This is a genomic window from Photobacterium sp. GSS17, assembly GCF_028621875.1.
Classification (GTDB): domain Bacteria; phylum Pseudomonadota; class Gammaproteobacteria; order Enterobacterales; family Vibrionaceae; genus Photobacterium; species Photobacterium ganghwense.
Window position 1 is genome coordinate 2,886,255 of sequence record NZ_CP117517.1, and the last position, 19,628, is coordinate 2,905,882.

Annotated in this window: 19 protein-coding genes; 14 read left to right on the forward strand and 5 right to left on the reverse strand. The window is 51.4% G+C overall.

What is annotated here, in order from left to right:
- Nucleotide 1 precedes the first annotated feature (1 nt).
- Entirely contained in the window at nucleotides 2-1,030 is a 1,029-nt protein-coding gene (locus PGW97_RS13000) for an ABC transporter permease subunit (protein ID WP_047883144.1), read from the reverse strand.
- Between the two features lie 817 nt (nucleotides 1,031-1,847).
- Between PGW97_RS13000 and PGW97_RS13005 the strand changes: the two genes are divergently transcribed.
- The 7 genes from PGW97_RS13005 (at nucleotide 1,848) to PGW97_RS13035 (ending at nucleotide 9,458) form a co-directional block, all read left to right on the forward strand.
- On the forward strand, nucleotides 1,848-4,421 hold the full coding sequence (locus tag PGW97_RS13005; protein WP_047883145.1) for a TonB-dependent receptor plug domain-containing protein: 2,574 nt from the start codon (nucleotides 1,848-1,850) through the stop codon (nucleotides 4,419-4,421).
- Nucleotides 4,422-4,490: 69 nt separating this feature from the next.
- Nucleotides 4,491-5,258 (forward strand): DUF3450 domain-containing protein, encoded by a 768-nt coding sequence (locus tag PGW97_RS13010; RefSeq protein ID WP_047883146.1) that lies wholly within the window; start codon nucleotides 4,491-4,493, stop codon nucleotides 5,256-5,258.
- Nucleotides 5,258-6,619, forward strand: coding sequence for a MotA/TolQ/ExbB proton channel family protein (locus PGW97_RS13015; RefSeq protein ID WP_217392020.1), 1,362 nt, complete (start codon nucleotides 5,258-5,260; stop codon nucleotides 6,617-6,619). The genes PGW97_RS13010 and PGW97_RS13015 overlap by 1 nt, the downstream gene beginning before the upstream one ends.
- A 9-nt stretch (nucleotides 6,620-6,628) precedes the next feature.
- Nucleotides 6,629-7,156, forward strand: a complete 528-nt coding sequence (locus PGW97_RS13020; protein WP_047883148.1) for a MotA/TolQ/ExbB proton channel family protein — start codon at nucleotides 6,629-6,631, stop codon at nucleotides 7,154-7,156.
- Nucleotides 7,157-7,182: 26 nt separating this feature from the next.
- Nucleotides 7,183-7,590 (forward strand): ExbD/TolR family protein, encoded by a 408-nt coding sequence (locus PGW97_RS13025; RefSeq protein ID WP_047877572.1) that lies wholly within the window; start codon nucleotides 7,183-7,185, stop codon nucleotides 7,588-7,590.
- Between the two features lie 4 nt (nucleotides 7,591-7,594).
- Nucleotides 7,595-8,227 carry an energy transducer TonB gene (locus tag PGW97_RS13030; RefSeq protein ID WP_273857469.1) on the forward strand — a complete coding sequence of 211 codons (633 nt, stop codon included), beginning with the start codon at nucleotides 7,595-7,597 and terminating at the stop codon, nucleotides 8,225-8,227.
- Between the two features lie 10 nt (nucleotides 8,228-8,237).
- Nucleotides 8,238-9,458 (forward strand): tetratricopeptide repeat protein, encoded by a 1,221-nt coding sequence (locus tag PGW97_RS13035; RefSeq protein ID WP_273857470.1) that lies wholly within the window; start codon nucleotides 8,238-8,240, stop codon nucleotides 9,456-9,458.
- A 241-nt stretch (nucleotides 9,459-9,699) separates the two neighbouring features.
- Here PGW97_RS13035 and PGW97_RS13040 read toward each other — a convergent pair whose 3' ends face one another.
- Nucleotides 9,700-10,050 (reverse strand): hypothetical protein, encoded by a 351-nt coding sequence (locus tag PGW97_RS13040; protein WP_273857471.1) that lies wholly within the window; start codon nucleotides 10,048-10,050, stop codon nucleotides 9,700-9,702.
- Nucleotides 10,051-10,509: 459 nt separating this feature from the next.
- Nucleotides 10,510-11,064: a D-glycero-beta-D-manno-heptose 1,7-bisphosphate 7-phosphatase gene (gene gmhB / locus PGW97_RS13045; protein ID WP_217392023.1), complete on the reverse strand. Its 555-nt coding sequence runs from the start codon at nucleotides 11,062-11,064 to the stop codon at nucleotides 10,510-10,512.
- Between the two features lie 339 nt (nucleotides 11,065-11,403).
- Here gmhB and metN point away from each other — a divergent pair, with 339 nt between their 5' ends.
- The 3 genes from metN to PGW97_RS13060 all read left to right on the forward strand — a co-directional run bounded on the left by metN (nucleotide 11,404) and on the right by PGW97_RS13060 (nucleotide 14,024).
- Complete coding sequence (gene metN, locus PGW97_RS13050; RefSeq protein ID WP_047883153.1) at nucleotides 11,404-12,438, forward strand: methionine ABC transporter ATP-binding protein MetN; 1,035 nt, start codon at nucleotides 11,404-11,406, stop codon at nucleotides 12,436-12,438.
- Nucleotides 12,428-13,114 carry a methionine ABC transporter permease gene (locus PGW97_RS13055; protein ID WP_047883154.1) on the forward strand — a complete coding sequence of 229 codons (687 nt, stop codon included), beginning with the start codon at nucleotides 12,428-12,430 and terminating at the stop codon, nucleotides 13,112-13,114. The genes metN and PGW97_RS13055 overlap by 11 nt, the downstream gene beginning before the upstream one ends.
- A 97-nt stretch (nucleotides 13,115-13,211) precedes the next feature.
- A complete protein-coding gene (locus PGW97_RS13060) occupies nucleotides 13,212-14,024 on the forward strand; it encodes a MetQ/NlpA family lipoprotein (RefSeq protein ID WP_207103486.1) in 813 nt (270 codons plus the stop codon).
- A gap of 71 nt (nucleotides 14,025-14,095) precedes the next feature.
- Here the strand turns inward: PGW97_RS13060 and ykgO are convergent, their stop codons facing one another.
- Complete coding sequence (gene ykgO / locus PGW97_RS13065; RefSeq protein ID WP_047883156.1) at nucleotides 14,096-14,236, reverse strand: type B 50S ribosomal protein L36; 141 nt, start codon at nucleotides 14,234-14,236, stop codon at nucleotides 14,096-14,098.
- Nucleotides 14,233-14,502, reverse strand: coding sequence for a type B 50S ribosomal protein L31 (locus PGW97_RS13070; protein ID WP_047883157.1), 270 nt, complete (start codon nucleotides 14,500-14,502; stop codon nucleotides 14,233-14,235). Before PGW97_RS13070 ends, ykgO begins: the two co-directional genes overlap by 4 nt.
- 247 nt (nucleotides 14,503-14,749) lie before the next feature.
- Between PGW97_RS13070 and tsaA the strand changes: the two genes are divergently transcribed.
- From tsaA to PGW97_RS13090, 4 genes are all read left to right on the forward strand, one after another.
- Nucleotides 14,750-15,454 (forward strand): tRNA (N6-threonylcarbamoyladenosine(37)-N6)-methyltransferase TrmO, encoded by a 705-nt coding sequence (gene tsaA, locus PGW97_RS13075; protein WP_047883158.1) that lies wholly within the window; start codon nucleotides 14,750-14,752, stop codon nucleotides 15,452-15,454.
- A gap of 127 nt (nucleotides 15,455-15,581) precedes the next feature.
- Entirely contained in the window at nucleotides 15,582-17,297 is a 1,716-nt protein-coding gene (locus PGW97_RS13080) for a proline--tRNA ligase (RefSeq protein WP_207103484.1), read from the forward strand.
- Nucleotides 17,298-17,460: 163 nt separating this feature from the next.
- Nucleotides 17,461-18,585 (forward strand): patatin-like phospholipase family protein, encoded by a 1,125-nt coding sequence (locus PGW97_RS13085; protein WP_273857472.1) that lies wholly within the window; start codon nucleotides 17,461-17,463, stop codon nucleotides 18,583-18,585.
- A 93-nt stretch (nucleotides 18,586-18,678) separates the two neighbouring features.
- Nucleotides 18,679-19,536: a GGDEF domain-containing protein gene (locus PGW97_RS13090; RefSeq protein ID WP_047883161.1), complete on the forward strand. Its 858-nt coding sequence runs from the start codon at nucleotides 18,679-18,681 to the stop codon at nucleotides 19,534-19,536.
- Nucleotides 19,537-19,628 lie beyond the last annotated feature (92 nt).

Sequence of the window (19,628 nt, forward strand, 5' to 3'; positions counted from 1 at the left end):
ATCAGGCTCCAAACTTCACGCGCGGGTCCACGATGGCAACACAAATATCTGAAAGAATATTTCCGATAAGCAACATCACAGCATTAATGGCAACAATACCCATCACCACGGGATAATCGCGTTCAATAATGGATTCATAACCCAGCAGACCAATACCATCGATATTGAAAATAACTTCAATAAGGAAAGAGCCGGTCATGAAAAATAACAATGAATTACCAAAGTGGCTGGCAATAGGAATTAAACTGTTACGCAGAGCATGCTTACGAACGGCTTTACGGAAAGGTAACCCTTTAGCAATCGCGGTCCGGATATAATCCGATGACAAGTTCTCCATTAAATTATTTTTCATGGTCATGGTTAATGTGGCGAAGTCACCAATCAAATAACAGATCAACGGTAACACCGCATGCCACATCACATCTTTCGCCCGCTCGAAGAAGGTTTCATAATCGTCAAACTCGTCACCGACAAAACCGCCCATCGGGAACCATTCAAGGTGATAGCTGAATAACGTGATCAGCAAAACGCCGACCACATAACCGGGCAATGCATAACCAACGAAAATTAATATTGAAGAGCCCGAATCAAACACCGAACCGTGCTTGAGGGCTTTGTAATAACCAAGTGGGATAGAGATAAAATAGCTGATAAAAAACGTCATGCCGCCGTAAAACAAAGAGACCGGCAACCGTTCAGCAATCATCTCTGAGACAGGTTCGTAGTAACGGGTGGATTCGCCGAAGTCGAGCACCATCAGTCGGCTTAACCACTCGGTGTAGGCTTCGACCACAGGCTTGTCCAGGCCATAGAACGCGTTCAGCTCTGCCATCTGTTCTTCTGACAAGGCGGAGTTACCGCCAGCAGACGTCATCGCAGCACCGCCACCGTCTCCCTGAGCCTGCATATTGGCCAGCATCCGTTCAACCGGGCCGCCAGGCACAAACCGGGTGATGGCAAAGATGAGTACCGTAATACCCAGAAACGTTGGAACAACCAACGCCATACGACGTAAAAAATATGACAACATGTCTCAATCAACTCCATGTCCATTCGTCAGGATGGTAAAAGCAAAAGGCCATTACTGCTGTAATTGCCACTTCGTTGTCACCAAAAGCGAATATTCTTGTTCGTCCTGAACATTTTCACTTTATAGATGTCCTAGTTAAGACACCGATTATTTTTTGTAACATCATAATTACAGTTAAATCTGCCTACCATCAAGCACGGTTAACGATTTTGACCCAGGATTGTCACATTTTTCAAATATGGGATATCACACAAAAAAAAATGATAAAAATCCAATTTGCACGAAAATTCAACACAATATAGCAGCCTTCTGCTCCCCTTCCCCTACCATTATTATCACCCAAATATGAATATTCAGCCCCCTCCGTCAAATTCCATTTTGGAATAAAAAGAGCTCACTTTCTTTTATTAAGTGGCCGGATGAGATAAATCTGATAATACCTAATTGGCATTTTACAGCATACTTTTTCACCACCTGCAAACTTAGAATATTTAACCGGTTATTTTTAGTTATATTGGTTTATTCATCTTATTGACCACTCAATCACAACACATATGCGCACTCACGCATTTCAAATAAAAACTGACACTAACTCAGTCAATTGATTTGATCCAAATCAATTACAAAGAATAAAAAAACAAATTCACAGCAAAGCTAGTTTTTTATTCCGTTTTAAATTTTCTAACACATAAAAGTCACTGGTTTGACTTCATCTTTTTGCTTCATGTATACCTTCGGACTCGGACGTTAACAAAAAGTTAATGTTCGATTCGGTATTCAGCCGAATAACAGGAAGAAGAATAATGGAGCAGCAAGGATGAATAGAAAGACAACAGCGCTATCTGTTGCAATTAGTCTTGCGTTGGGAACCGGGTTCCTGACCTCGGCAGCACACGCTGAAGAACAACAAGTTGAACAACTTCAAAAGATGAAAGTAACGGGCTCTCGTATTTCGACTACGGATATGGAAGGTCCGTCGCCGGTTACCGTCATCACCAGCAAAGACATTGAGTCAAAAGGCTTTAACAGTGCACAGGACATTCTCGGCAGTCTGACTCAGAACACCGGTGGTACACTGTCCCAAACAGACTCATTTACCTTTACCCCTGCCGCACAGTCAGTCAACCTTCGTGGTCTGGGTGCATCACGTACCCTGATTCTGATCGACGGTCGACGTATGCCTCAGTACCCACTGGCACAAGACGGCACCTCAAACTTTCAGGATATCGGCCAGATTCCGGTTGCCGCCATTGAGCGTGTAGAAGTCATGACGGACTCCGGCTCTGCGATCTACGGTTCCGATGCTATCGGCGGTGTAGTTAACTTTATCCTGAAGAAAGATTTCGACGGCGTATCAGTGAAAGCCCGTTATGGTGATGCCACTGATGGCGATTTCCAAAACGGTCGTGTCGATATCGTTGCCGGTAAAGACTTCGAAGACAAGCGCGTGCTGTTTGTCGGCCAGTTCGCGGGTAACGAAATGCTGATGCAGCAAGACCGCAACTGGGCGGGCGATGATACTTCAAACCGCTCTCAATTTAGCGCCAGCTCTAGCTACGGAGCCAACTTCGTCGGTGAAAACGGCACACTTCTGCGCCCTGATGACTGTCAGGCAGTGGTTGGCAGCAACGGTTTGGATCGTGCTGACGGCAAATGTGGCTATAACCGCTCAGGCGACCGTGCCCTGAAACCGGAAAACAAGCAAGCTGACTTGTTGCTGCGTGGTGAAATGGACATCAACGATGGCCTGACCGCGATGGCTGAAGCCCGTTACGGTTACAAGTCAACAGACTCCACGTTCGAACCAAACCCACTATCAGTTGAAGTGGATGCCAACCACTTCCGTGGCGCCGGTGAGTACACACGACGCCTGGTCGAGTTCGGACCGCGTGAAAGTAACACTGAAGCACAGTCTTACGGCCTGACCACCGGTCTATACGGCTCACTGAACAATGCCTACGACTGGGAAATCTACGCAAGCTACTCTGAGCAGAGAGTCAAAACAGATAACCCTGCCGTTCTCGCCACTCTGGAACAAGCCGTTCAGAACGGTGAAGTGGATCTGCTGAATACTATTCCTCAATCGGTGGTCGATAAATACTCCGGCGTATCCAAAAAAGACGCTTACTCAAAACTGATCTCGTTGAACGGCTCGTTCTCCGGTGATCTGTACGAGCTGCCTGCCGGGACTTCAGGTTTTGCCATCTACGGTGAGTGGAACCGCACCAAGTACGATGAATCTATTGATGCAATCACCGCAGCTGGCGGATTTGCCGGTCTTGGCGGTACCTCTGGCGGTGGTGACCGTGATCAGGTCGGCCTGGGTGTCGAGGTAATGGTGCCAATTTTCGAACAACTCGAAATGACAATCGCTGGCCGTTACGACCACTACTTTGATGATTCTGCAACCGGCGGTGCATTTACCCCGAAAGTCGCTCTGGCTTATCGCCCGACAGACGACCTGTTGCTGCGCGGTAGCTACGGTCTGGGCTTCCGAGCGCCGGATCTGAAGCGTCTGTTCGGTAACGCAACCCGTGGCTTTGGCTCCGGTTTTGACCCGCAACTGTGTGCCTCTGTGGGGGGTACGGGTCCGAATGCCAGCATTCCAGAGTGTGATACTCAGTACTTCGACATTTCTAACGGTCCAAACGCTGAGCTGAAAGAAGAAACCAGTACCAATATTAACCTGGGTCTGGTCTGGGAGCCGGTTGATGATCTGGGCATTACTGTTGACTGGTACCACATCGAAATGGAAGACGTGGTCACAGCACCAACCTACCAGGATGTTATCAATGCACCAGGTAAATACCCGGGCGCAGAAGTTACCCGTAATGCCGACGGCACCATTAACACTGTATCTTACGGCCCGGTAAACCAGGCAAAAGAGAAACGTTCGGGTATCGACCTGTCTGTGGCATATGCCTACGACACCAACTCTCTGGGCTCGTTCTCGACGCGTGTGTCGCTGACCAAGATTCTGGTTGCTGAGTACCAGGAAAACAAAGGTGAAGCAGTTATCGATGAAACGGATTTCATGCCTGAGTACACCGCCACTCTGAACCTTGGTTGGACCTATGACGACTACTCTCTGAACCTGTTCGGTAAGTACCGTGATCGCATGTGTTCTGAGTATGCGAACCGTTACTACTTCGATACGTGTCAGGAAGCCAAAGATGCAGGCTACAAGGCGGAAATCGCCAGCATGACGACCTGGAACCTGACAGCATCTTACCAGTTCAACGAGAACGGCCGTGTCACGCTGGGTGCTATCAACATGTTTGATAAGACTCCGCCAGCAGATCCGCTAAGTGATACTTCGCCTTTCTACGCGAACAAGTATGACGATCCTATCGGTCGCCAGCTATACATCGAAGGTTCTTACGACTTCTAATAACAATCCAGGCGCGGGTTCAGCCCGCGCCTTTTCCCGACTGACTAACACAAATACAAGGATGCAACTATGACGTTAAAGGACTTTGGCGTAAGTGCACTCACTGCCGCCATGCTCACTATCAGTGCAGCCTCTGTGGCTGCTGACTCGGGCACTGTCATTGCGACCCAAGCCAAAACTGACCAATCAGCGGAAGCCTCTCAGGTCCAAGTCGACAAATATGCTGACAGTACTGAGTCGATGCTTGCTGAATACAAAGGTTTACTGCGTCAAATTGACAGCTTGAAGGTCTACAACGAGCAAATCGGCCGTATGGTCAATTCTCAAAAAGATGAGCTGGATTCCCTGAACCGCCAGATCGCCCAGATCGATCAGACCGCGATGGAAATCGTGCCGCTGATGCTGAAGATGGTCGACTCGCTGGATGAGTTCGTTGCCCTGGACGTTCCGTTCCAGCATGACGAACGTACCAAGCGTATTACGGAGCTGCGACAGCTGATGGATCGCGCCGATGTCACCACGTCAGAAAAATTCCGGAAAGTGATGGAAGCCTACCAGATTGAAGAAGGCTTCTCTCGCTCCATTGAATCTTACAAAGCCAGCCTGGATCGTAATGGTGAAACCGTGACTTACGACTTCCTGCGCATTGGCCGCACCGCGCTGCTTTACCAGTCTCCGGACGGTGGTGACACAGGTATGTGGAACCAGCAAACCCGCCAGTGGGAAACCCTGCCGCAAAGCTACCGTATCGCCGTCCAGCAAGGTCTGCGTATTGCGAAGAAACAGGCACCACCAGCGTTGATTAAGCTACCAGTATTTGCCGGGGAGGAAGGATAATGAACGGATTCAAAACACTGGCAGCAGCCCTGCTGGCCGGCCTAGTGATGGCATCACCGGCTCAGGCTGAATCACCGGCTTCGCTGTCTGAATTACTGAAATCAGTAAAATCTGAAAGTATTGTCGAATCAAAAGAAAACAAACAGCGTGAAGCAGAGTTTCGCGCAAACCGCGATCAACAAGCCGCACTGCTGCAAAAAGCCCGTGCCGAGCTGCAGTCAGTCACTGAACAAGGTGATCAGCTTAAAGCCACTTTTGACGAAAATGATAAAGAGCTGACCGATCTGTCAGAAACACTGCGTCAGCGCTCCGGTACGCTGGGTGAAATGTTCGGTGTCGTTCGTCAGTATGCAGGCGAATTTAAAGGGCTGTTTTCCGCCTCTCAGAATGCGGTGCAATTTCCTGAGCGAGATGCAACCCTGACCAAACTGGCCGAGAGTAAAGAACTGCCCTCGACGGAAGAACTGGAAGCCTTCTGGCACACCATCCTGCAGCAGATCGTTGTCTCCGGTAACACCACTTCAACGCCTGCTACCGTGGTTTATGGTGAAGGTAAAGAAGACGTGCGCAACGTCACTCTGATCGGTGAGTTCAATGCTATCGCTGACGGCAAGTACGTCACCTATGTTCCGCAGACCGGTAAGTTTGAAGAGCTGTCCCGTCAGCCATCAAACACCATCATGGCAAATGTTCCAGGCTTCGAAGCCGCGTCTGGTACTTACGAACCACTGTTTATCGACCCGTCTCGCGGCGTCATCCTGTCTCTGCTGGTACAGAGCCCGACCGTTCAAGAGCGTATCGACCAGGGTGGTATCGTGGGTTACGTCATTCTGGCCATGGGTGCCGTGGGTGCACTGATTGCCCTGTTCTGCTACCTGCGCCTGACACTGATTGGCGGCAAGATGCGTAAGCAAGCTAAGTCCGACACGGTGATCAAAGGCAACCCGCTGGGCGAAATCATGGAAGCGTACCTGGGTCATAAAGGCAATAACCTGGAAGATCTGGAAGCCAAACTGGATGAAGTGATTCTGCGTAACGCACCAAGCATTGAGCGTTTCGTCGGCTCCATCAAGCTGTTCGCATCAGTGGCACCGCTGCTGGGTCTGCTGGGTACCGTAATGGGTATGATCGGCACCTTCCAGGCGATTACCCTGTTTGGTACCGGCGATCCAAAACTGATGGCCGGCGGTATCTCCGAGGCACTGGTCACCACCATGCTGGGTCTGGTTGTCGCTATCCCGCTGCTGTTCTTCTACACCCTTGTTCACAGTAAGAGCCGCCGTCTGGTGCAGACGCTGGAAGAGCAAAGTGCAGGCTTTATCGCTCGCTACCAGGAAAAACTGCACGCTGCCGACAGCTAAGGAGGCACTATGTGGTGGTTACTTGAAGAATTAGAGTCAATCAGACGCTTCCTCGGAATGGGGGGAGACGTTCTGATGGCCATCTTCGTCCTCAGCTTTATGTTATGGACTGTGCTGCTGGAACGCTGGTTCTACTATGCGGCAGTCCTGCCCCGGGCGATGAAAAAAGCCGTTGCTGAATGGTCGGCACGCCCGGATCACCAAAGCTGGAACGCCAAAATGATCCGCCAGGAAATCATCTCCCGGCAGGATATCGAAAACAAACGCGGCCTGCCGATCATCAAAGTGCTGATCGCCCTGTGTCCGCTACTGGGTCTGCTCGGCACAGTTGTCGGGATGATCCAGGTCTTCGATATTTTGGCTGTGATCGGAACAGGAAGCCCCCGAGCCATGGCATCGGGGATCTCAAAGGCAACAATCCCAACGCTGGCCGGGATGGTGGCATCCCTCTCGGGGCTGTTTTTCAGCTCGCGACTGGACCATCTGGCCAAAGTCTCCACGCAGAAGCTGGAAGACAAGTTGAAACATATTGCCTGAGTAAACGGAATTTAGAGGTATAGGTCATGAAAAGACGCTACAGCAGCGACAGCAGCGACGAAGCAGCTATCGATATGACCCCGATGCTAGACATCGTATTTATCATGCTGATCTTCTTCATTGTTACGACGTCGTTTGTCAAAGAAGCGGGTATCGACGTTAACCGTCCGAGCGCCAACACGGCTCAGACGGTCAAGAAAGGTAACATCATGGTTGCCGTTGGCGCCGCCGGTGATGTGTGGGTCGACAAACGTCGTGTTGAAGTGGATGCCGTTCGTGCAAATATCGAACGTCTGCGTGCGGAGAGCCCGGATGGTGCCGTGGTGATTCAGGCGGATGAAGAAGCGAAGTCCGGTGTTGTCGTGAAGGTCATGGACCAGATCCGTATGGCTGGTGTTCAGAGCATCTCCATCGCCGCAACCAATAAGGATTAAGCCTATGCGGTATCTGGCCTCAATAGCACTGGCGCTCGTTGTCTCCCTGGCTTTGTTCTGGGGGATGGACAAGCTGGTAAACAAAGAGCGCCACGAACTGGCGTCGAATGATGACCTCCGCATGGTGGACTTCATTCGCGTCAAACCGGAAGAAAAAGTACAGGAGAAAAAACGCGAGCTGCCTAAGCCGCCGCCACCGAAACGGCCGCCACCGCCACCTGAAATGAAAGTGGCATCGACAGTCAAACCGGTGATGGAGCAGATCCCGATGGACATGCCCAAACTGGATCTGCCTGTCAACGTGACCGGCGGTTCCGTGCTTGGCCATTACGGTCAGGGAGGCGGGGCTCAGATGGCAGGTAGCGGAGGCCCGGTTCCTTTGGCCACGTTCCAGCCACAAATGCCTCGTAAAGCGGCTAAGGCTGGGCTTGAGCGCGGGGTGGTACTGCTGGAGTTTACGGTTAACGCTCGGGGTGGAGTGGAAGACGTCAAGGTGCTGAAAGAAGACCCTCGTCGTCTCGGTCTGGGGAAAGCGGCAGTTCATACGGTTTCCAAATGGACCTTCAAACCTAAGCAAGTTGACGGAAAACCTATCAGTGCCCGCTTAGCTCAGGAAATCGAGTTCTCTGTTAACTAAGGAGTCAACAATGCCAAAATATTATCAACACCTGCTGGCTTCGCTGATTCTGGTAACCGGTGCCCTTGCGGCACCGGCTATGGCCGCAGAGAGCCCGGAGCTCAGTGATCGCACTTTCCGAACGGTCAATAAAGTACAGGAACTGATTGCTACGGAACGTTACAGTGAGGCTATCGAAAAACTGAACGGCGCACTGGAAGGCACGAATTCGCGTAAATACGATCGTGCTGTGCTGCTTCAGCAGATGGGCTTTCTGTACTCGCTGAAGGATAACTATCCCAAAGCCGCCAAGTACTTCTCCGACGCCCTGAAGATGGATGCGCTGCCGGTACCGGTCGCACAACAAGTTCGTTACAGCCTCGCACAGCTGTATCTGGCCGAGGAAAAGTACAAGCAGTCAGTCCAGACCATGAAAGAGTGGTTTGATGTTGCCAAGACAACCGGTGAAAAACCACAGGCACATGCTTACATCACCCTGGCCAGTGCTTATGTTCAGCTGGAAGATTATCGCAATGCGATTCCGCCGACGAAGCAAGCCATCGCGATGAGCAAAACGCCCAGTGAGTCCTGGTATCTGCTACTGATGGCCTCTCATTATGAATTGGGCCAGCTGAAAAGTGTGGCGGAAGTCCTGAGAACCCTGACGACGAAGTATCCAGCCAAGAAACAGTACTGGATGCAGCTGTCTGGGGTGTACATGGAACTGAACCAAGAGCGTAACTCTCTGGCAACACTGGAAATGGCGTACAAAATGGGCCTGCTGGAAGATGAAAAAGAGCTGATGCGTCTGGTCAACTTCCTGGCCTACCGTGGTATTCCATACCGGGCTGCCAAACTGCTTGAAACGGAAATGGCCAAAGGCAGAATCGCCAACACGCAGGATAATCTGGAACGACTAGGCAGCTTCTGGCATCAGGCCAAAGAGTTGGACGAAGCCATTATGGCTTATCGTAAAGCCTATGACTTTAAGCCAACGGCGAAAAACCAGCTGATGATTGTACGTCTGATGCTTCAGGCTAAACAGTTTAAGCAAGCAACGCAGTTTACCCAGAGTGCGGCAGGCAATGCCTCTGGCAATGATCGTGCTGAGCTGGCCTACCTGCAAGGCATGGCATATTTCGAGCTGAACCAGCCGGGTAATGCCCTGCAAGCCATGAAAACTGCAGCGCAGTCTCAGGAAATGAAAGCCATGGCCAGTCCGTGGATTGCCTTCCTGCAAGAGCAAAGCTGATATTCATACGTTTTACTTTTTTGCCCGTCTCGCTCGGGGCGGGCTTACCCACTCTAACCTGTGATCTATGTGTGAGTCAGTCACACGGTTTTGGGAAGCATCCGCTTCCCTTTTTTTCTCTCCGCGCGGTTGATGTCACGACCGGACAGCCCCACCAAGCCGTTTCATCTTTAACACCATGCGCTCATGCGATTTCACAAGGCCTACCGCCTTCACACTGCTACCGACAGCAGAGGCCAAGTTAGGGTGTCTGCTCCGGCATTAGTTTACGGGTACTGACCAAAATCGCTTTGGTTTCGCTGTGTGCGTCCGGCTGACTCAGCTGCTGTTGCAAGTGAAGTTGCTCAACATCGGCAATCATCATACTGTTGCTGTCCAAGGCTGAAGCTTTCAGTTGGGCAGACTGTTCATGGGTTAGCGAATTCAGAACACTGCGCTTCTGGGCCTGCATGGTCTCATCCAGTTCAGCATGCCACTGTGCTTTATCCAACGTCAGAACACCGGATGGCCCAGCCTCTTGTTCGGTTGCATACGCTTGCCATGCCAGTACCAAAGACAGAGTGGCCAATAAGTGCTTCGCGATCGTATTCATAGTGTTCTCCTGTTTATGCTGTACTTATGCTTTGTGGTGTCAGCCCGAATGGCTTGGTGGTGCTAAACAGGTATTGCAGCTCGCGTGCCAAAATTTATTTCAACATTTTTCAATAGCTTAATAAAAACCCTTTAAACGCAGCATTATTTTGTTATTTCAAGATGGCAAATTTGTACGCATTTTAGCCAAATTCACTAACTCACTAACTCACTGACTCTGGCACCCGATACACCTATCCCTGATTCCTAAATAAAGAAAACATCTGCCGCTAACCCGGCATGATTTCAGTGCCGAATGTATCGCTGCAACCAATACGCTCTCCCACTACCCTGAATCCGGCGCGCCATTTCGTCACAGCCTGTCGCCGGTGCGAATGCCTTTTTTTCCGCCTTAGAAAACAAATAAGGCCGCCTGAGCGACCTTTTACAGCGGGCTAAGCCCAACCAGAGAATACTTTCGTTAGCGTGCTGCCAGCCAGGCAGGCACATCGGCAATACTGTCCAGAACGGCATCGGCCAACTGAGTGCCTTCTTCCGTGACCGGTTTACCGGTGCGTACCAGCACTCGGGTTCCTACGTCAGCCGCCTGTGCTGCCAGCATGTCGTCGGTCTTATCACCGATCATGACAGAGTTGGCCATATCGATTTTCAGAAAATCGCGCGCAGAAATGAACATACCCGGTTTTGGCTTGCGGCAGTTACAGTCCTGCAGGTAGTCACCCTGACCTTCGGTCGGGTGATGCGGGCAATAGTAAATACCGTCAAACTCTACCCCGTTGTCCACAAAGTTCCAGTCCATCCATTCAGTCAGGGTCAGGAACTCATCTTCGGTATACATGCCGCGAGCAATGCCCGCCTGGTTCGTCACCAGCACAAGTAGATAGCCCATCGCTTTCAGCTTCTTACAGGCCTCAAATACGCCTTCGACATATTCGAAATCATCTACGGTATGAACATAACCGCGATCGATATTAATTACGCCATCACGGTCGATAAAAACTGCTGGTTTGGCCAAGCGTCAGCCCTCTGTTATTCGAAGTTTGTGTCAATGTCTCGAATTATGGCACGGCTGGCACCGGGATTCATCTGCTTTATCCCCATTTTAGCCATCCTTCTTACGCCGGAATTGCTGCCAAAATTGGGAAATCCAGAAATAAAGCCGTTTAGCCGTCCAGACGTAAAAATATCTATTGACTTCATTTATGTTAACCCATAGCATCAAGTCAAACGATACGATTAGTCATTTTATGACACACCTCGTTAACATGATGCAAAGACAGCAAATAACATAACAAAATATTGGTCGTCGTCAGCATCAGTTTACCGACTGACGCAATATGATTCAGGAAGAAGAATGATAGAAATAAGCAGAGTTAACAAAGTGTTCTATCAAGGGGAAAGGGAGATCCACGCCCTGCGTGATATCAACCTGAAGATTGAACAAGGCACTATTTTTGGGGTCATCGGCGCATCCGGTGCCGGCAAGAGTACCCTGATCCGTTGCGTCAACTTGCTGGAAAAGCCAACCAGCGGACACGTGGTTGTCGACGGCGTTGATCTTACCCAACTTTCGAATCAGGAACTGACTCAGGCACGCCGCAAAATCGGCATGATCTTCCAACATTTTAACCTGCTGGCCTCGCGCACCGTTTTTGCCAATATAGCCCTTCCTCTGGAGCTGGCTGGCACCCCAAAAGCCGAGATCAAAGCCAAAGTGGAAGGATTGCTGGCACTGGTTGGCCTTACAGACAAACGAGATGTGTATCCGGCCAACCTGAGTGGTGGTCAGAAACAGCGTGTGGCGATTGCCCGGGCTCTGGCCTCCGATCCGAAAGTGCTGCTGTGTGATGAAGCCACCAGCGCCCTGGACCCGGCCACAACACAATCTATTCTGGCTCTGCTAAAAGAAATTAACCGTAAGCTGGACCTGACGATCCTGCTGATTACACACGAAATGGACGTGGTGAAAAATATCTGTTCTGAAGTGGCTATCATCGGCGGCGGTGAGCTGGTTGAGAAAGGCCCGGTGGGTGACATCTTTGCCCATCCGAAAACCGACCTGGCGCGTGAGTTCATCCGTTCCACGCTGGATCTGTCCATTCCGGAAGAATATCGCACTCGCCTGGTAGAACATCGGGTTGAAAACAGTTACCCGCTGGTACGTCTGGAATTTACTGGCGAGTCTGTTGATGCCCCGCTGATTTCCCAGATTGCCCGTGAGTTCAACATCGATATCAGCATCATGAGCTCAGACATGGATTACGCCGGAGGCGTCAAATTTGGATTGATGCTGGCCGAGATCTTCGGCACCGAGCAGGCAGCGGAACAAGCCATTGCCTTCCTTCGTGATCACAAAGTGAATGTAGAGGTACTGGGTTATGTTGCTTGAATCGATTGCACAATGGTGGACGACTAACGAGCGTCTGATTGATCTGCTTATTCAGGCGCTGGGCCAAACTCTGGTTATGGTCTTTGCCTCTGGTCTGATTGGCTTTCTGGTCGGGATTCCGGTCGGTGTCGCGCTCCACCTGACCAAAGAAGGCGGCCTGCTGGCCAACCCAACCCTCAATAAAGTGCTGGGCACCATTACCAATATTGGTCGTTCTATCCCCTTTATTATCCTGTTGGTAGCGATCATACCATTTACCCGTTTTCTGGTCGGCAGCTCCATCGGTACCGCCGCCGCGATTGTTCCGCTTACCGTGGGCGCGATTCCGTTTATCGCCCGTCTGGTTGAAGGAGCGCTGTTGGAAGTCCCATCGGGCCTGATTGAAGCCGCCCAAGCAATGGGGGCAACACCGCGCCAGATCATCAGCAAAGTGCTGCTGCCGGAAGCTTTGCCTGGCATCATCAATGCTGTGACCATAACCCTGGTGACACTGGTCAGCTACTCTGCCATGGCAGGTACCGTGGGTGGTGGCGGCCTGGGCGATGTCGGTATTCGCTACGGTTACCAGCGCTTTGACGGCACGGTCATGCTGATTACGGTTGTACTACTGGTCATCTTAGTGCAGCTCATTCAATCATTGGGCGATCACCTGGTGAAACGCGTGGACCACCGTTAATCATCACAGCCACACGATCAACACCAAGCACACAATCAACACCAAACATAATTAACAACTAGTATTACGGAAAACCCCAATTCTAAGGAGAAGTAACATGGCGTTTAATTTGAAGAACTTGTTTGCCGTTGCCGGCCTTGCCTCTGCGCTGGTGCTGACCGGTTGTGGCGAAAAAGAAGCCACCGCTACAAACAAAGTGAAAATTGGGGTGATGGCCGGTGCCGAAGCCCAAGTGGCTGAAGTGGCAGCAAAAGAAGCCAAAGACAAATACGGTCTGGATGTTGAGCTAATCACTTTCACTGATTACGTTTCACCAAACGCCGCACTGGAAGAAGGATCAATTGACGCCAACGCCTTCCAGCATAAGCCATACCTGGATCAGCAAATTGCCGACCGCGGCTACAAGTTCGCCGTTGCCGGTAACACCTTTGTCTACCCGATTGCGGCTTACTCAAGCAAAATCAAGTCCATTGCGGAGCTGAACGACGGTGATCAGGTGGCTGTGCCAAACGATCCAACAAACCTGGGCCGCTCTCTGCTGCTGCTGCAACAACAAGGGCTGCTGAAGCTGAAAGACGGTGTTGGCCTGACGGCCACGGTACTGGATGTTGTTGAAAACCCTAAGAACCTGAAAATTGTTGAACTGGAAGCCGCGCAACTGCCGCGCTCGCTGGATGACGTTCAACTGGCGATTATCAATAACACTTATGCCAGCAGCATCAATCTGACGCCGGAAAAAGACGGCATCTTTGTGGAAGACAAAGAATCACCATACGTCAACCTGATTGTGGCGCGTCAAGACAACGTCAATGCAGAGAACGTGCAAACTTTCGTGAAAGCCTACCAGTCTGATGCGGTTTACAACGCAGCGATGGAAATCTTCAACGGCGGGATCGTTAAAGGCTGGTAATATCGCCAGTCAAAACCTCCCATCGAATCAAGCCCCTGTCTGACAGGGGCTTTTTTATTTGTCACTGGCCACTAGCGCTTTTTACGGCGTCCCTGCACAGCCTTGAAGCGTGGGTTGGATTTACAAATCACATAAATACGCCCGCGCCGCTTCACGACCTGACAATCACGATGGCGCTGTTTCGCACTTTTGAGTGAGCTGAGCACTTTCATTCCTGATTCTCCTGTTTCGCCCCGAAACGACCAAAACGGCGGTTAAAGTGCGCCATGCGCCCTTCACTGCTGACCACACGTTGCTTACCGGTATAAAACGGATGCGAAGCGGAAGACACATCCAGTGTGAAGTACGGATAGGTGTTGCCGTCTTCCCATTCAATAGTGCGATCAGTTTTCAGGGTTGAGCCAATCACAAAGTACTGATCAACACTGGTGTCGTGAAATACCACTTTTCGGTATTCCGGATGGATGCCGGGTTTCATGTTGTTCTCCTGTTAGTCAACGAATTCCACAACGCTTATTTGACGAGGCTGTATTAGCAAACCGGTATTGGCGCTACAGCGATTAGCGCTACTGGTAGTAACGCAGCTTGCTGGTGACCAAACGAGTTAGCTTGTCCCCATCAATAATTGTTATGTTATAACATAATATTTGACATCAATTCTCAACAAAAGATCAAGTACTATTTTGTGCTATCGTCTGCTTCATGTTGTGCAACCCAAGCAATCTATGAACTATCAGATTTCCCCAGTCGGAGTGATCCGCTCTCCATACAAAGAAAAATTTGCCGTCCCGCGTCAGCCAGGTCTGGTACCCAGTGCCCGCTCCGAGCTGATCCTGCAAGGGGAAGCCAACGCCATTGAGGCTGTCAGAGGGATTGAGCAATTCAGCCACTTGTGGCTGCTTTTCCTGTTTGATCAGAATCTGGAAGCCGGTTGGCGGCCGACCGTCAGGCCACCGCGTCTGGGCGGAAATGAGCGTATCGGCGTGTTTGCCAGCCGGGCCACCTTCCGTCCGAATGGCATTGGCATGTCCGCGGTGGAGCTGCTGGGCGTTCGCCAGAAAGGCAGTGATGTGATCCTTGATCTCGGCGGCGTCGATCTGGTCGACGGCACGCCAATCATTGATATCAAGCCCTACATCCCCTACTCCGATAGCCTGACTCAGGCTCGCGGGGGATTTGCCCATGATCAACCAGACACTCTGGCCGTCGAGTTCAGTGAACAGGCGGAACGCCAGCTAACGGGAAAACAACTGGCGCGACAGCGTGCGGTCATTGAAGAAGTGCTGGCGCAGGATCCGCGTCCGGCTTATAAAAAAGGCAAACAGGACGAAAAAGAGTACGCGGTTCACCTTTTCGACTATAACGTTAAATTTATCGTCCAAAACGATCGGGTGACGGTCACAGCCCTGGATAAACCCATCCGAAAATAACGGGCAATACGGCTGTTCTCTTTGGCGAACCGGCAAATGGCTGGTAGTATATGCGGTTACCGCCAATACTGGCGTTCGGGGCATTCCCGAATCACTTTATTTTCATCTCAACCAACGGATACCATCAATGCGTACCAGTAAATATCTTCTTTCAACACTGAAGGAGACTCCAAACGACGCAGAAATCGTCAGTCATCAGCTGATGCTACGTGCAGGTATGATCCGTAAGCTGGCTTCAGGTCTATACACCTGGCTACCTACAGGTCTGCGTGTTCTGCGTAAGGTCGAAAATATTGTTCGTGACGAAATGAACAAAGCAGGTGCAGTCGAAACGCTAATGCCCGTGGTTCAGCCCTCAGAGTTGTGGGTAGAAACAGGTCGCTGGGACAAATTCGGCCCCGAGCTGCTGCGTATTGCTGACCGTCACGACCGACCGTTTGTGCTGGGTCCGACGCACGAAGAAGTGATCACCGACATGGTTCGCAACGAAGTTCGCTCATACAAGCAGCTGCCGCTGAACCTGTATCAGATCCAGACCAAATTCCGTGATGAAGTCCGTCCGCGTTTTGGTGTGATGCGTTCTCGTGAGTTCATCATGAAAGATGCCTACTCTTTCCACCTGGACAAAGAAAGCCTGGTTGAAACTTACGAAACCATGCATCAGGCATACTGCAATATCTTCAACCGCATGGGTCTGGACTTCCGTCCGGTACTGGCTGACACCGGTTCTATCGGTGGCTCCGGCTCACACGAGTTCCACGTGCTGGCTGAGAGCGGTGAAGACCTGATTGCATTCTCGACCGAGTCTGATTACGCGGCCAACATCGAGAAAGCTGAAGCCCTGGCACCGGCCACCGAGCGTGCGGCACCAACGATGGAAATGACGCTGGTTGACACGCCAGACGCGAAAACCATCGCTGAGTTGGTTGAGCAATTCGATATTGCTATCGAGAAAACCGTTAAAACTCTGTTTGTGAAAGCATCGGATGACGTTGAAGCTGAGCTGATTGCCCTGATCATCCGCGGCGACCACGAGCTGAACGAAATCAAGGCAGAAAACCTGTCTTGCGTAGCATCTCCGCTGGAATTCGCGACTGAAGAAGAGATCCGTGCCCTGGTTAACGCAGGTCCTGGCTCACTGGGTCCGGTAAACCTGCCAGTCCCATTCATCGTTGACCGCTCTGTGGCGGTAATGAGCGACTTCGGTGCTGGTGCGAACATTGACGGTAAGCACTACTTCGGCATCAACTGGGGCCGTGATGTTGAGTTGGGTCAGGTTGAAGATCTGCGCAACGTTGTTGAAGGTGATCCAAGCCCATGCGGTAAGGGTACCCTGATGCTGAAACGCGGTATCGAAGTAGGTCACATATTCCAGCTGGGTAACAACTACTCAGCAGCGATGAACGCGTCAGTGCTTGGTCCGGACGGCAAAAACGTCATCATGGAAATGGGCTGTTACGGTATCGGTTGTACCCGTGTGGTTGCCGCTGCGATTGAGCAGAACAATGACGAAAACGGCATCATCTGGCCTGACGCCATTGCACCGTTCCATGTGTCTATCGTTCCGATGAACATGGCGAAGTCTGAAGAAGTACGCGATGCCGCTGAGAAGCTGTACGCGGAACTGACCGCAGCCGGTATCGAAGTCCTGTTCGACGATCGTAACGAACGTCCGGGTGTTATGTTTGCTGACCACGAGCTAATCGGTATTCCGCACACCATCGTGATCGGTAACCGCAGCCTGGAAAACGGCGAGATGGAATACAAAGACCGTCGTGCCGGCACCAAAGAAGGTGTGGCTGTGACTGACATCGTTGAGTTCATAAAACAGAAGTTGGCTTAATCCGGTTCTGATTGTCCCTGTTTATCTTCAGGGTCTGTTGCTAAGCCTCCCGAACGGGAGGCTTTTTTGTTTCTGCTTCCGCGGCCCCATTCCGGACAGGTAGGGTTACCCATTAGAACAAAAAGGGATATAGTTATAGCAAAGCAGTAACAAAGGGATTGCCATGGCAAAGGATAAGCCAAAAATCAGTTTATTGCTGACTGGCGGTGGAGCCAGGGCGGCGTATCAGGTCGGGGTGCTGAAAGCCATTTCGGAGTGGTATCCCCGTGTTCACCACAGCCCGTTTGCCATTTACTGCGGCACTTCAGCCGGGGCCATTAACGCCATTTCTATTGCCAGCTATGCTTCCTGCTTTCGGCTGGGAGTCAAAAAGCTGGAGTGGATCTGGTCGCGTCTGCACAGCCGCCGCATTTTTGCCGCCAGCTCGCTTGGCATGAGTAGCTATCTGCTGGGGCAAGGTATGGCCCGACTGCAATCGTCCTATCACGAACGCCCGCCGTTTGGCTTGCTCAACAACCGTCCGCTGCGCCACCTGCTCAATCAGGTCAATAACTATCAGCGGCTGGAAACCCAGATCGCAGCCGGTAATCTGCACGGTATTTCCATCACAGCCTCAAGCTACAAGAGCGGTCATTCTGTCAGTTTTTTTCAGGGTCAGAAGGAAATTCGCGAGTGGGACAGAGCCAAATCGAAAGGCCGCCGAGCGATGCTGACCACCGATCACCTGATGGCCTCTTCTGCGATCCCGCTGGTGTTTCCCGCTACCCGGATCGGCCGCGCTTACTACGGTGACGGCTCCATCCACCAGCTGGCACCGCTGCGCCCGTCACTGAAAATGGGAGCAGATAAAATCCTGATCATTGACCTGATCAACCAGAAACTGCAGCAAGCGGATCAAACCAGTGCCCCGGGGCTGGCCGCTCTGGGCGGCCACCTGATGGACACCATTTTCAGTGATACCCTGACGGCAGATCTGGAAAACCTGTCACGGACGAACTCCCTGCTGGCCAGCTTGCCTCAAGACGCCCGCCGCGAACAGGGAATGCGCGTGATAGAACACGTCCATCTCTATCCCAGCGAGTCGTTTGAACCGTTAGCCCGCCGCTATTACAGTCACTTACCTCCCATGGCTCGGGCCCTGATGCGGCTGACCGGACTCAGTCCGCGGGATGACGCTGCGATCACCAGCTATATTCTGTTCGAACCCGCCTACGTGCGCGCCCTGATCAAAATGGGGTACGAGGACGCCCAGGAAAAAGAAGCGATCTTGCGCAATTTTTTAAACTAACTCAGTGAATTGATAAGAGATTTTTCGCTTAACCTATTGAAATAGGCTCATTATTGCCTATAGTAAGCCTCTTAACTCCTCTATAGCGCTGATATGGATCCGATCCTACGGAAGAAACTGATCGCAGAACAACACAGCAAACCAAGGGCTAAACCACTTGGTGCTGATCAACGTCTGCTGATCTTGCAGAAGCTGCAGGGAAAACTGGATTTAGCGCTGCTGTTTGAAATCTTCACCCGGGAAGTCGAGAAACAGATCGATATCAGCCGTCTGGTATGGGAGTGTGACAACACCACCTTGCCGATCCGACGAGGCCCCGCCACCGAGCACCGAAAAACCTTTTTACTGCGTTTTAGTCAGCACGAACTGGGCAAGTTGCAGTACATTACGCCCTACCCGCTGGACAACGATGAAATCAGCCTGCTGCATACTTATCACCGCCTGTTTGCCGGGCCACTGATGAATGCCATTGAGTACCGCCGCGTAAAAAACATGGCCCTGCAGGATTACCTGTCAGGTCTGGGCAACCGCAGCTGCTTCGAGCAGGATGTCAGTCAGGCCATTGCGATGAGCGAACGCCGTAATGTCGGCCTGGTGCTGGTGTTGTTTGACCTCGATAACTTCAAGCAGGTTAATGATCGGTTTGGCCACCCTGATGGCGACAAAGTGATTCGACAGTTCAGCCAGCTACTCAAAAAATCCGTCCGTGCCTCTGACCGCTGCTACCGAATCGGCGGTGACGAGTTTGCGGTGCTGCTGCAACCGGCCACCGACGAGTCCGCGCTTCAGGTCTATTACCGCGTCGAGCAAATGATCAGCGACGACCCGATTTTGCGCCCGTTGAATATTGGCTGCTCATGCGGCTACACCTCCTACCGTCATGGCGATAGCAGCACCACTCTGGTCGATCGTGCCGATCGCCAGCTTTACGCCCATAAACGCGGCAAATAACCCCACTGACTTTCCCAAACCGAGTTTGGTATAGTGAGAGAATCCAATCAAAGTGGGCTTTCCTCTTCCTTCAGGCAGCGCTGGCAGACGAA

Bases quoted from the DNA above. Each gene is read 5' to 3' on its own strand.
- PGW97_RS13000 (WP_047883144.1), bottom strand. From the start codon at position 1,030: ATGTTGTCATATTTTTTACGTCGTATGGCGTTGGTTGTTCCAACGTTT.
- PGW97_RS13005 (WP_047883145.1), top strand. From the start codon at position 1,848: ATGAATAGAAAGACAACAGCGCTATCTGTTGCAATTAGTCTTGCGTTG.
- PGW97_RS13010 (WP_047883146.1), top strand. From the start codon at position 4,491: ATGACGTTAAAGGACTTTGGCGTAAGTGCACTCACTGCCGCCATGCTC.
- PGW97_RS13015 (WP_217392020.1), top strand. From the start codon at position 5,258: ATGAACGGATTCAAAACACTGGCAGCAGCCCTGCTGGCCGGCCTAGTG.
- PGW97_RS13020 (WP_047883148.1), top strand. From the start codon at position 6,629: ATGTGGTGGTTACTTGAAGAATTAGAGTCAATCAGACGCTTCCTCGGA.
- PGW97_RS13025 (WP_047877572.1), top strand. From the start codon at position 7,183: ATGAAAAGACGCTACAGCAGCGACAGCAGCGACGAAGCAGCTATCGAT.
- PGW97_RS13030 (WP_273857469.1), top strand. From the start codon at position 7,595: ATGCGGTATCTGGCCTCAATAGCACTGGCGCTCGTTGTCTCCCTGGCT.
- PGW97_RS13035 (WP_273857470.1), top strand. From the start codon at position 8,238: ATGCCAAAATATTATCAACACCTGCTGGCTTCGCTGATTCTGGTAACC.
- PGW97_RS13040 (WP_273857471.1), bottom strand. From the start codon at position 10,050: ATGAATACGATCGCGAAGCACTTATTGGCCACTCTGTCTTTGGTACTG.
- metN (WP_047883153.1), top strand. From the start codon at position 11,404: ATGATAGAAATAAGCAGAGTTAACAAAGTGTTCTATCAAGGGGAAAGG.
- PGW97_RS13055 (WP_047883154.1), top strand. From the start codon at position 12,428: ATGTTGCTTGAATCGATTGCACAATGGTGGACGACTAACGAGCGTCTG.
- PGW97_RS13060 (WP_207103486.1), top strand. From the start codon at position 13,212: ATGGCGTTTAATTTGAAGAACTTGTTTGCCGTTGCCGGCCTTGCCTCT.
- ykgO (WP_047883156.1), bottom strand. From the start codon at position 14,236: ATGAAAGTGCTCAGCTCACTCAAAAGTGCGAAACAGCGCCATCGTGAT.
- PGW97_RS13070 (WP_047883157.1), bottom strand. From the start codon at position 14,502: ATGAAACCCGGCATCCATCCGGAATACCGAAAAGTGGTATTTCACGAC.
- tsaA (WP_047883158.1), top strand. From the start codon at position 14,750: ATGAACTATCAGATTTCCCCAGTCGGAGTGATCCGCTCTCCATACAAA.
- PGW97_RS13080 (WP_207103484.1), top strand. From the start codon at position 15,582: ATGCGTACCAGTAAATATCTTCTTTCAACACTGAAGGAGACTCCAAAC.
- PGW97_RS13085 (WP_273857472.1), top strand. From the start codon at position 17,461: ATGGCAAAGGATAAGCCAAAAATCAGTTTATTGCTGACTGGCGGTGGA.
- PGW97_RS13090 (WP_047883161.1), top strand. From the start codon at position 18,679: ATGGATCCGATCCTACGGAAGAAACTGATCGCAGAACAACACAGCAAA.